Raw genomic sequence first — 10,351 nt, 5'->3', positions numbered from 1 at the left:
CGCCCCGACCACCTGAACCGAGCCTCGGCCAAGGCCCGATCTGCAGTCAATGGAACTAGTAGCCGCGGATCGAGTGACCGCAGGGCGCGCCTCAACAGGCGGGTCAGGCAACCTTGGCCATGTAACGCTGCCGGGCGGCCTCACCGGACGTTCCCACAAACGTTCCGATCGCATTCCAGGACATGCCGGCCTTGCGTGCGGTGCGCACCGCCTCCAGCACGTGCCGCTCAGCCACAGACTGCTCGGCCACGGCTGCGCGCAGAGCATTGACGGCCGTCAGGTCAATCTCGTCGGCTTCGCTGGGTTCGTAGTTCTCGAAACGCGCGGCCAGCTCGTCCGCGTGGGCCAGAATCTCGTCGACAGTACGGGGCATCGTCATCACCTCAGGAACTTCTCGCGGGCTCGCATCGCGTGGACGATCACGATGGCCGTGGAACCCTGGATGTAGCCGATCTCAAGGATGATCGCCGCCTGATTGGCACCCACGATCATCGTGAACCCGTCACCGAGATCCCACGCGCGGATCGGGGTGCGATAGGCGTGCAGAATCTCTTCTTCACCAAGACCGTGCTTGAGTGCCCGACGCGGCGATGATCGGCTCGTCCATGGCAACAAGTTACCTTGCGAGAAATGCGTGGACAAGACCCTGCGCGACCTCTTGACGACCCATGCGATGCGCCCCAGAGCCGGGGGATCACGCCACGAACTCATCCGGTTGGTGCCGCCCGGACAGGATCGAGGCCGCCCGCGCGTGATCGAAGTCGTTCTCCCACTTGCCGATGACGATGGCCGCCACGGCATTGCCCAGGACGTTGACGAAAACGCGCCCCTCATTGAGGATGCGGGCGATCCCGACGATGAGGGCCAAGCAGGCGACGGGCACCATGCCGATGGCCGACAGGGTGCTGGCCAGGACGATGAAAGCCCCGCCCGCGATGCCGGCCGTGCCCTTGCTGGTGAGCATCATGATGGCCACCGCGGTCAGCTGTTGCCCGAGGGTCAGGTCGACACCCGTCGCCTGCGCGAGGAATAGGAACGCCATCGTCAGGTATACCGCCGAGCCGTCCAGATTGAACGAGAAGCCGGCGGGGATGACGATGCCGACGACAGGACGGCCGATCCCCAATTCTTCCAACCGCTTGACCAGTTGGGGCAGGACGGCCTCGCTCGAGCAGGTGCTCAGGGCGATCAGCAGCTCGGCTTTGAGGAACCGCATCAGCCCGAGCAAGCTGAGCCCACACAGCTTCATGACGGCCCCGAGCACCACGATCACGTAGACCACGCACGTGGCAAAGAACAGCAGGATGAGGTATCCGAGCCCCTTCAGGCTCTGCGTGCCGGTGGTTGCCACCACTGCGGTAAGGGCACCGAACGTACCCAGGGGCGCGAGTCGCATGACCCACCCCACGACCGTGAACACCACGCTCTCGAGGGCGTACATCCCCGCCACCAGCGGGCGGCCCACCTCGCCGGCCTTGTTCAGCGCGACTCCGAACAACAAGGAGCCCACCAGTGCGGCGAGCAGGCTGGTGCCCGTGAAGGCGCCGATGAGGTTCTTCGGGATCAGGCCCAAGATGAAGCTGGTCACCGTGGGATGCGCCTCGGTGGCACTTCCGGTAGGTCCGTGCTCGAGAGCGATGCAAGGTCCACATTCATTCCCGAGCCGGGGTGGAACACGTTGGCCACCAGCAACCCGATGAGCATGGACACCAGCGACAGGGCAAGGAAGTAGGCGATCGACTTGACGCCGATCCGCCGCGCCTTGCGCAGGTTGTCCATTGAGGCGATGCCGCTGACGATGACGACGAACACCACCGGGACGACGATCATCTTGATCAGGGCGATGAACCAGTCGTTCAGCGGTGCCATGGCGGCCCCGAACGATGGGAACAGCCAGCCCACGGCGATGCCGAGGACGGCCGCCACGAGAACCTGGAACCACAGCGCCGTGGCAAGGCCCGACCGGCGGCCCCCGCCCCCGGTGAGATCCACCGGCGACGGTGCCGGCGCGGTTGAACTGGTGCCCGCCGTGGGGAATGCAGCGGCGCGAGGACCAGCCGTGCTGGGCCAGCATGGCCTGGGTGCGGCAGTACTCGACGAGTCCGTAGCTGAGGGCCGGGTCGAACTGCAGCCAGTCACGGTCGGGACGCATTCCGCCGTAGCGGATCAGGTTGCGGCCGTCCTGCATCGAGAACAGGTTCTCGCCGGTCGCGATGGGGCCGCGGTAGTGCTCGGCGACGGTGGCGTTGAGGCCGTAGTCGAGCGGGTCGCCGATCTCCTCGTACCAGAACAGGCCGTACTGGTCGATCGCGCGCCCGAAGGCCAGCGCCTCGTCGAGGTCGAACTTGCCGTTGACGTCCACCATCAGGCGGGAACCATCACCCACGACATCGAGGACGGCCTCGATGCGGCGCAGGTCCTCTGCCAGCGGGGCGCCACCGACCTTCATCTTCACGACGTCGTGCCCGGCGTCCAGGAATCGGCGCATCTCGTCCTGCAGGTGCGACAGCGTCTTCCCGGGGGCGTAGTAGCCGCCCGCGCCGTAGACCCACACCGAGTCGTCGGGGTTGCCGTCGCCGTAGTGGTCGCTGATCCAGCGGTACAACGGCACGTCGGCGATCTTGGCGGCCAGATCGTGCAGGGCCATGTCGACGACGCCGACAGCAACGGAACGCTCACCGTGGCCGCCGGGCTTCTCGTTGCGCATCATGAGGTCCCACGCCTTGCTCGGGGACAGCTCCCCGTTCTCGTCGAGCAGGGCGTCCTCGGGTGCCTCCAGGAGGCGGGGCAGGATACGGCGGCGCAGGATGTCGCCTGCTGAGTACCGGCCGTTGGAGTTGAACCCGTAGCCGACCAGGGGCTTGCCATCGACAACGACGTCGCTGACGAGGGCGATGATCGAGCAATCCATCGTGGAGAAGTCGATGAATGCATTGCTCATGGACGAGCTGATCGGGATGACGGATTCGTGGGCGGAGACGATCTTCATCGCAAAGCCTGGGGCCGAGCCCCGCACCCGCGACCGCGACGACCACCGCAAGATCGCCGAGGCTGTCATCGCCGGTGAACGCGAGAAGGCCGTTGCGCTCGTCCAGAGCCACATCGACAACAGCCTGAGCGCGGCAGCCCTGTCCCTGGTCCCCTCCTGACCACACCAGCGCTCAACGACCGTCGGAAGCAGACGGCCAGGGGTTGATGGTGCAGCCACCCAGGGACTTGCTCTGCTGCATCATCACCGGGGCGGTCGCCCCCTGGGCGGGACAACCGATGTGGTCGCGGCCGATGAAGTGGCCGACCTCGTGGTTGACCATGTAGGCCCGGTACAACGAGAGATCGTCGTAGGTGGGCGTCATGTAGCGCCAGCGGTCGGCGTTCAGGACGACATTGCTGCCCTGCCGGCAGCTCCAGGTCTCGAGCACGTCCAGTGGACGACACATCTTCTGGGTGGTGTCCGGCGAGGCCAGGTAGATCGTCAGGTCGGCCTTGGCGGGGTCGGTCACCAGAGTGAAGGAGTTCGAGGTGCTGGACGACCAGCTGCGGTCGTCGTCCAGGATCGACTGCACCTGCCGCGCCACCGCGTCCTGGTCCAGCCCGAGGTTGGTCTCCACCTTCACCACATACCGGTGCGCATTGGTCTTGCCGGTGTGCATCGTGGCGATCGCCACCTTGGCCTGGTTCCAGGCGCCGCTGCCCTTGTCACCGCTGTTCACGATGCCGTCCAGGATCGACGTCCGCGACGCCGTCGCGCTGGGCGCCACCGCTGAACTCGACACCGAAGGCGTCGGACTGGCGGACGGCGAACCAGCCGCGGCCGGGCCCGTGCTGGCCGGGACCCCCATCGTGGTCGCGTCCGCCCCACAGCCCTTGATGAGCGAGGCCAGCAGCACCGCCAGAAGCAGCGCGCCCACCGCCAGCACCACCCTCCCCCGCTGCGTCAGTCGCAGCGGCGGGAGGACAGTGCCCAACGGTGGGCGCGGCTCGGTCGAGGGCACGACCTCAGACTAGGACTTGGGCTGCTCCACCTCGACGATCGTGGACGACGTGTCGGACCCCTCGGTGTACTTGCTGACGAGGTTCGACAGGTCGACGCCGGTGGTGTTCTTGATCAACTCCATCGTCTGGACGATGTTGTTGGTCACCTGCTTCGGCAGGGCCCCGGCACCATCGGTGCTGATCACCGTCAGCTTGTCGATGCCGGCCATCGGCGCGGCGACCTTCTCGGCGACCAGCGGCAGCGCCTCGACCAGCATCTGGAGCACGGCGGCCTCGTTGTACCGGGCGTAGGCGTCGGCGCGCTTGTTCATCGCCTCGGCCTCGGCCTGACCGGTGGCCAGGATCGCGGCGGCCTTCGCCTCGCCCTCGGCCCGGACGGCGTCCGCCTCGGCGACACGACGAGCCTTCTCCGATTCGCCTCGCTTGGCACCCTCGATCGCCTCGGCTTCGGCCAGGGCGGTGCGGCGGGACTTGTCACCGACACCGGTCAGGCGCGCCTTCTCGGCGTCGGCCTCGGCGGCGGCGATGGACTGCGCCTTGGCAGCCTCGGCCTGGAAGAGCGCCGCATTCTTGTTGGCCTCGGCCTCGGTCTCGCGACGGTAGCGCTCCGCGTCGGCGGGCTTGCGCACCTCGGTGTCCAGCTGGCGCTCCTTCAGCGCTGCCTGGCGCACCGCCACCTTCTCCTGCTCGGTGAGGATGGCCTGGTCACGGTCGGCCTGGGCCAGCGGCCCGGCGGCGGCGGCCTGGGCGACGGCGGCATCGGTCTCGGCCTTGATCTCGGCGCGCTTCAGCAGCAGCTCCCGGTTCGCGATGGCGACCTGTTGTTCGGCGGCGAGTCGGGCCTGCTCCGCCTGTTGGTGGGCCGCAGCCTCGGCAACGGCGGCGTACTGCTGCACCTTGGCTGCCTCGGGACGTCCGAGGTCGCTCAGGTAGCTGCCGTCGTCGGTGATGTCCTGAATCTGGAAGGCGTCCAGCACCAGGCCCTGACCGGTCAGCGAGGCCTCCGACTCGTCCGCGACGCGCTGGGCGAAGGCGGCACGGTCACGGATGATCTGCTCGACGCTCAGCGAACCGACGATGGAACGCAGCGCGCCCGCGAGGGTCTCCTGGGTGAAGGTCTCGATCTCGTCCTGCTGGGTCATGAAGCGCTGGGCCGCGGCGCGGATCGAGCCCTCGTTGCCACCCACCTTGACGATGGCGACGCCGTCCAGGTTGAGCTTGATGCCCTGGCCGGAGACTGCACCACGGATCTGCACCGGGATGCGGCGGCTGGACAGGTCCAGCACTCCCAGGCGCTGCACGAAGGGGACGACGAACACGCCGCCGCCCATCACGACCTTCTGGCCGGACAGGTCTGTGGACACGACGCCGGTCTCGAGGTTGCGGACCTCCTTGCCCTTGCGACCGGTGACCAGGTAGGCCTCGTTGGGCCCGGCGACCTTGTACCGGCTGGCGACCAGCAGGCCGACCAGGACGAACAGCACCACCAGGCCGAGGATGGCGGTGAGCAGCGGTGAAGGCATGTTTCTCCTTGTGGAACGACTTCGGACGATCTGGGGACGAAATGGACGTCGAGCGGCGGTGCTACTGGAGTTCTTCGGGGCCGGCTTCCAGGGCGTCGGTCGCCTGCACCTGGACGGCGGTTGCGGATAGGACGTCGCTGACCCACACCCTGGTTCCCGCCGCCAGCGGGTGGTCTGCACGGGCGTTGATCTTCATCGGCTGCCCGCCCGCGAACAGGCGCACCTCGCCGTAGCCGGACACGGGAATGTCGGAGATGACGGTGCCGCCGAGACCAACCAACGAGGCGGTCCGCAGGGCGGGCTGCGATTCGTCGTCCTTGATCTTGCGGGTGAGCCACCCGACCAGCCATCCGACCAGCAGACCCAGCACCACGCCGGCCCCGACCGCGACGGGATAACTGTGGGTGAGCGAGAGCGCGATCGCGCCACCGAAGCCGAGCGCGCCGATGAAACCGGCAAGACCCGCGGAGGAGAAGAGTTCACCGCCGAACGCCTCGAAGTGGTTGATGCCCTCCAGCACATCCCCCACGACCAACAGCACCAGCAGCAGGGCCGCACCGATGCCGCCGATGATCAGGAACTCGCCCATGACATCCCCCCTCCGCCCCAATCCTAGCCCGACTAGGGTCTCCATGCCTGAGAGCTGGATGAATCATGGCCGAGCGGCCGCCTCCCTCCCGCCCTTCGGCACTGCACGTCGTTCCACATCGCGGGACCGGCTCACCAGCATTCGGACGAGTGCACAGACTGTGGTGGTGACGAGTCCAACGGAGGTCCCCGACCTGGTGCAGCGGGCGCTGCGCAGCAGCCTGGCGGTGGGCTATGTGCACACCACCCGGAACGAGACCGGACGGCTGCTCGCCACCCTTGCCGCCTCCCGCACCGGGACGCTGGGCGAGTTGGGCACCGGCAGCGGGGCGGCCGCCGCCTGGTTGCGCACCGGCGCTCCTCAGCATGCCCACATCGTCACCGTGGAACGGGATGAGGCCTTGGCCGAGCTGGCTCGCGCGGCGCTCGCCGATGCCGACGTCGAGGTGCTGATGGGTGGATGCCGCGACCTGGCTGCCCGCGGACCCTTTTCGTTGCTCTATCTGGACCAGCAGACCGCCGCGGGGGTCGACCGGGAGGCGCTGTGCGCGGCGATGGAACCCGGCGGACTGGTCATCATCGACGACTTCCCCGGCGGACTGGACGGGCTGGGGATGGACGCCCTGAGCGACCTCACGCGCCGCGAGTGGTTGCAGGACGAACGCTTCGAGTCGGTCGACGTGGCCGTCGCACCCGACGCGCAGGTCTTGATCGCCACCCGTCGCTGAGCGTTGGGGTGGCCCACGGCCTCAGCGTCCGAGGAAGCGCTTCCAGCCCGGCAGGTCACGGCGGCTCTGCGTCACCCCGTCCGCGTGGGCAGCCCGGAGCCGGTCGATGCGTCGCTCCTGGTTCGAGATCGTCATCCGTTCCGGACGGTAGACATAGGCGCGGCCCTGTTCCTCCAGCGAGGCCAGCTGTTCGAGCGTCCGGTTGTAGTTCTCGTGCCGCTGCAACAGCGCGGCGGCCACCTTCGGGTAGCGACGGAAGAGGGCACCGTAGGCGCGCGGCAGGCGCGGTGCGGCCTTGCGGTAGCCGCTCTGCCGGGTGAGGACGACGAAGAAGCGCTCGTAGCCGTCGGCCATCGCCGCGTCGAGGGCGATGCCGCCGCTGGGGCCGAGGGCCCCGTCGCACCAGGTCTCGCCGTCGATGGTGACGAAGGGCATCAGCCCGGGCATCGTCGAACTGGCCCGGGCTCGCTGCCCGATCTCGCGGACCGTCGTCATCTCGTCCTTGCCCCAGTAGCGGGACTCGCCGGTGTTGGCGTTGAAGGCACCGATCCGCACCGTGGCGGGGTTGGCGGTGAAGGTCTCGAGGTCGAGCGGGAAGGCCTGGCCGGGCTCGCCGGTCTGCTCGTAGATGTACTCGGCGTTGAACACGCCCTTGCCGCGCACCCAGGTGCGCCAGCTGCCGAAGCTCGGGTCCTCGGACATGTCGATGAAGGAGGTCGCCGCGCGGGCGGCATCACGGCTGGCGTAGTTGATCGTGTTCGTGGCACCCGCGGAGATCCCGCCGACCCAGTCGAACCACAGCTCGTTGGCGATCAGTTCCTGCACCACGGCGGACGTGTGTGCCGCCCGCATCCCGCCACCCTCGAAGACCAGGGCGACGTCATCGATGTTCGTGGTCAGGGATTGCGGCATGTCGTCATTCAAGCAGGGGTGGGAAGCGACGACCCACGGCGACCATCCGTGACCCCGCGCAACACACCGGACGCTCAACACACCGCCGCTCACCGCCCGGTCCGCGCCACCAGGGTGTTGACCACGGACGCCGCCTCGCGCGCACCGTCCACCGTCAGGTAGAAGGGCCCTTTGCCGGCCCGCTCGATGACCAACGCCTCTCCCCCACTGGTGACCAGCCCCCACGAACCGGAGGCGTCCAGCTTGCTGCGATAGCCCCAACCCCCGAAGTCGCCCAATGGGGAGACGGTCTCCAGCGTGGCCTCCTCGATCTGGTCCAGGCCGATCCGCACCCAGGGGACGAAGCCCAGGCCGAGGGCCCTGACCCCACGGGAGTCGATCGTCACCCGGCACCGCAGGTTGCTGAGGAGCGCGGCCAGCACGACCGTGAGCACGAACATCAGGAGGCCGGCGCTCCGGTTCCCCGTCGTCCAGAACACGACGCCGATCACCAGGGTCGGGACCAGTCCCACGACCGCCCCCACCAGTGCCGGACGCCCAGCGCGGGTGGAGCCGGTCCAGGCCACCCGGGCTCCGGGGGCAACGCGGACGCGAGGCGCCCCCACCCCCGGCCCCGTGGTCGCCACATGAGGGGTGGTGTCCCGGACGGCCAGCCAGACCAGCAACCCGACCAGCGGTCCCGCGGTGAAACCGAGCCACATCGGCCAGCTCGCCGAGGCGGCAGTCGCCGAATCGAGGCCGCGCTGGGCATACAGGCCACCGAAGAGCAGCGTGGACAGGAAGACCGCCAACCCGGCCGCGACCGTCCCCATCGCGCGCAACTGTCGCATCCCCGCCCCCAGGCCGAACATCAGCAGCGGCATCCCGAGGCAGAACAGCAGGCCGAACACCAGTTGGCTGTTCAGGGAGCTGAACCCGTCGGGGCGTCCGTCGGCTCCCCAGTGCCGGGCCACGGGGTCCGGCAGCTCACTGCGCACCGACCACACCAGCCCGAAACCGGCGAGGGTGGCGGCCAGCACCACGCCCAGGGGAAGCCAGATCACGCGCGCCGGGGCGCCTTCGCGGTCGACTCCCCGCGATGAGGACGAGACGTTCATGCGACTCTCACTTCCGGTCGTTGAGGATGGTGATGATCTGGGGTCGGGACAGACCAAGGCGTCGGCCCTGTGACAGCAGCTCGTCAGCGAGGCGGTGCAGCTGGACCAGACCCGGCTCGTCGGCGATCACGACGGCACCCCGCCCGCGCCGCAGTTCGATCAGGCCCTCGTCCCGAAGTTCCTGGTAGGCGCGCAGCACCGTGTGCAGGTTGACGTCGAGGCTGGTGGCGAGCTCCTTGGCTGCGGGCAGCCGCTCCCCTCGTCCCAGCTCCCCGCCCGCGATGCCGCGGCGCACCTGGCCGGCCAGCTGCTCGAAGAGCGGGTGACGCGAGGAGGGATCCACCTGCCACAACATAGTTCTATTGTCACTAGAACAACGCACACTTGCAAGAGGGGCCGCCGGACCTGCGGAGCAGGGTCGGTTTGAACCGACTGCGGTGCAAACCAACCCCGGTTCGCCCAGACCATTAGGGTCGGCGCATGGAGACCGTCGACTGGGCCACAGGCCGCTGGACCACCCCACCCGTGCGCAGTCAGCAGACCCCCGGTGGGCTGCTTGTCGAGGCAAAAGAGGGCTCGGACGCCTGGCGGACAACCTCCTATGGCTTCATCCACGACGACGAACACGCCCTGATCGCACCGTTGGGACGCGAGCAGGCGATCGAGGTGGACTTCTGGGCCCGGTTCAGCCAGCAGTTCGACCAGGCCGGCGTCTTCCTGCGCGTTGACGAGAGCCACTGGGTCAAGGCCGGGGTCGAATTCGCCGACGGCACCCCGCAGCTCGGGGCGGTGGTCACCGACGTGAGGTCGGACTGGTCGGTGGCACCCGTGCCGGACTGGGGCGGACGTCTGGTCACCATCCGCGCCTCTCGCAGCGGGGACGCGATCACGGTGCGCGCCCGCGTCGAGGGCGAGGACTTCCGGCTGGTGCGGTTGATCCCAATGAGCCCCGACGTCGAACTGGAGGCCGGACCCTTCACCTGCTCCCCCACCCGCGCCGGGCTCGAGGTGCTGTTCACCGGCTGGCGCCTCACCGAACCGGACGCCTCACTGCACCCCTGACCACGACCGAAGCTCCTGGTCTCGGCGAGACCGGACGAACAGCGCTCGGCGGAGCCAGCAAGCCAGATGCGTGGAACACGGTCAATGACCTGGTCCTCAGCGACGTGAACAACTCAGCCGTGAGTTACAGCGGGTTGTGGACAGCTCGAACCGGAGAAGTATCCATCTGGGGGCACTGACATGACACGTTCGGGCAGATTCGCCGCCGTCGCCGCATGCGCCTTGGGAGCCAGCCTGCTCGGCGTGGCCGTCCACGAGACCAACAAGCCACGCACCATCGTCACGGTCCATGCAAGCGAAGCTCTCCCGCTGGACGATGCCGCATCCGCCACCGCCTGGGCCGACGACGTGTTCGTCGGAAGGGTGACCTCCACCTACCAGTCGGCCTCCGACGCCTGACTCTTCACGCCCCGCGCCCCCTGCATCACGACGAACGCGAGCCCGCCCC

Annotated in this window: 13 protein-coding genes and 2 pseudogenes; 4 read left to right on the top strand and 11 right to left on the bottom strand. The window is 68.2% G+C overall.

The window, feature by feature from the left end:
• Positions 1-103: 103 nt before the first annotated feature.
• The 5 genes and pseudogenes from ABD089_RS07295 to ABD089_RS13820 all read right to left on the bottom strand — a co-directional run.
• Complete coding sequence (locus ABD089_RS07295) at positions 104-373, bottom strand: hypothetical protein (protein WP_343885629.1); 270 nt, start codon at positions 371-373, stop codon at positions 104-106.
• A gap of 5 nt (positions 374-378) precedes the next feature.
• Positions 379-642, bottom strand: a complete 264-nt coding sequence (locus tag ABD089_RS07290) for a hypothetical protein (RefSeq protein ID WP_343885628.1) — start codon at positions 640-642, stop codon at positions 379-381.
• Positions 643-694: 52 nt separating this feature from the next.
• A pseudogene (locus ABD089_RS13830) lies at positions 695-1,606 on the bottom strand (cation:dicarboxylate symporter family transporter); the annotation flags it as partial.
• Positions 1,585-1,902, bottom strand: a complete 318-nt coding sequence (locus ABD089_RS13825) for a cation:dicarboxylate symporter family transporter (RefSeq protein WP_425560026.1) — start codon at positions 1,900-1,902, stop codon at positions 1,585-1,587. The pseudogene ABD089_RS13830 and the gene ABD089_RS13825, both read right to left, overlap by 22 nt.
• Before the next feature lie 133 nt (positions 1,903-2,035).
• Positions 2,036-2,488: pseudogene (locus ABD089_RS13820) on the bottom strand (enolase C-terminal domain-like protein); the annotation flags it as partial.
• Between the two features lie 436 nt (positions 2,489-2,924).
• On the opposite strand from ABD089_RS13820, the gene ABD089_RS07280 reads away from it, so the two are divergent.
• Positions 2,925-3,149 carry an FCD domain-containing protein gene (locus ABD089_RS07280; RefSeq protein WP_343885626.1) on the top strand — a complete coding sequence of 75 codons (225 nt, stop codon included), beginning with the start codon at positions 2,925-2,927 and terminating at the stop codon, positions 3,147-3,149.
• 12 nt (positions 3,150-3,161) lie between these two features.
• On the opposite strand, the gene ABD089_RS07275 is transcribed toward ABD089_RS07280, so the two are convergent.
• The 3 genes from ABD089_RS07275 to ABD089_RS07265 form a co-directional block, all read right to left on the bottom strand.
• Positions 3,162-3,992, bottom strand: a complete 831-nt coding sequence (locus tag ABD089_RS07275; RefSeq protein ID WP_343885625.1) for a DUF3152 domain-containing protein — start codon at positions 3,990-3,992, stop codon at positions 3,162-3,164.
• A 9-nt stretch (positions 3,993-4,001) separates the two neighbouring features.
• Complete coding sequence (locus tag ABD089_RS07270) at positions 4,002-5,516, bottom strand: flotillin family protein (RefSeq protein WP_343885624.1); 1,515 nt, start codon at positions 5,514-5,516, stop codon at positions 4,002-4,004.
• A 61-nt stretch (positions 5,517-5,577) separates the two neighbouring features.
• Entirely contained in the window at positions 5,578-6,105 is a 528-nt protein-coding gene (locus ABD089_RS07265; protein ID WP_343885623.1) for an NfeD family protein, read from the bottom strand.
• Positions 6,106-6,271: 166 nt separating this feature from the next.
• Between ABD089_RS07265 and ABD089_RS07260 the strand changes: the two genes are divergently transcribed.
• The gene (locus tag ABD089_RS07260) at positions 6,272-6,832 is read left to right on the top strand and encodes a class I SAM-dependent methyltransferase (RefSeq protein ID WP_343885622.1); all 561 of its coding nucleotides are present in this window, start codon (positions 6,272-6,274) and stop codon (positions 6,830-6,832) included.
• 21 nt (positions 6,833-6,853) lie between these two features.
• Here the strand turns inward: ABD089_RS07260 and ABD089_RS07255 are convergent, their stop codons facing one another.
• The 3 genes from ABD089_RS07255 to ABD089_RS07245 form a co-directional block, all read right to left on the bottom strand.
• Positions 6,854-7,744: a patatin-like phospholipase family protein gene (locus ABD089_RS07255; protein WP_343885621.1), complete on the bottom strand. Its 891-nt coding sequence runs from the start codon at positions 7,742-7,744 to the stop codon at positions 6,854-6,856.
• Positions 7,745-7,833: 89 nt separating this feature from the next.
• The gene (locus ABD089_RS07250; protein WP_343885620.1) at positions 7,834-8,787 is read right to left on the bottom strand and encodes an SdpI family protein; all 954 of its coding nucleotides are present in this window, start codon (positions 8,785-8,787) and stop codon (positions 7,834-7,836) included.
• 61 nt (positions 8,788-8,848) lie between these two features.
• The gene (locus tag ABD089_RS07245) at positions 8,849-9,196 is read right to left on the bottom strand and encodes a GntR family transcriptional regulator (protein WP_343885619.1); all 348 of its coding nucleotides are present in this window, start codon (positions 9,194-9,196) and stop codon (positions 8,849-8,851) included.
• Positions 9,197-9,321: 125 nt separating this feature from the next.
• Here ABD089_RS07245 and ABD089_RS07240 point away from each other — a divergent pair, with 125 nt between their 5' ends.
• Entirely contained in the window at positions 9,322-9,903 is a 582-nt protein-coding gene (locus tag ABD089_RS07240; RefSeq protein ID WP_343885618.1) for a DUF1349 domain-containing protein, read from the top strand.
• Between the two features lie 180 nt (positions 9,904-10,083).
• Positions 10,084-10,302, top strand: a complete 219-nt coding sequence (locus ABD089_RS07235; RefSeq protein ID WP_343885617.1) for a hypothetical protein — start codon at positions 10,084-10,086, stop codon at positions 10,300-10,302.
• Positions 10,303-10,351: the final 49 nt, after the last annotated feature.

Source organism: Luteococcus sanguinis (assembly GCF_039527675.1).
GTDB classification, from domain to species: Bacteria; Actinomycetota; Actinomycetes; order Propionibacteriales; family Propionibacteriaceae; genus Luteococcus; species Luteococcus sanguinis.
The sequence above is the reverse complement of the archived record's forward strand: the minus strand, read 5'-3'. Positions and strand labels throughout refer to the sequence as shown.

Excerpts from the sequence above, each read along its gene's own strand:
- ABD089_RS07295 (WP_343885629.1), bottom strand. The coding sequence starts at position 373 with ATGCCCCGTACTGTCGACGAGATTCTGGCCCACGCGGACGAGCTGGCC.
- ABD089_RS07280 (WP_343885626.1), top strand. The coding sequence starts at position 2,925 with ATGAATGCATTGCTCATGGACGAGCTGATCGGGATGACGGATTCGTGG.
- ABD089_RS07270 (WP_343885624.1), bottom strand. The coding sequence starts at position 5,516 with ATGCCTTCACCGCTGCTCACCGCCATCCTCGGCCTGGTGGTGCTGTTC.
- ABD089_RS07265 (WP_343885623.1), bottom strand. The coding sequence starts at position 6,105 with ATGGGCGAGTTCCTGATCATCGGCGGCATCGGTGCGGCCCTGCTGCTG.
- ABD089_RS07255 (WP_343885621.1), bottom strand. The coding sequence starts at position 7,744 with ATGCCGCAATCCCTGACCACGAACATCGATGACGTCGCCCTGGTCTTC.
- ABD089_RS07245 (WP_343885619.1), bottom strand. The coding sequence starts at position 9,196 with ATGTTGTGGCAGGTGGATCCCTCCTCGCGTCACCCGCTCTTCGAGCAG.
- ABD089_RS07240 (WP_343885618.1), top strand. The coding sequence starts at position 9,322 with ATGGAGACCGTCGACTGGGCCACAGGCCGCTGGACCACCCCACCCGTG.
- ABD089_RS07235 (WP_343885617.1), top strand. The coding sequence starts at position 10,084 with ATGACACGTTCGGGCAGATTCGCCGCCGTCGCCGCATGCGCCTTGGGA.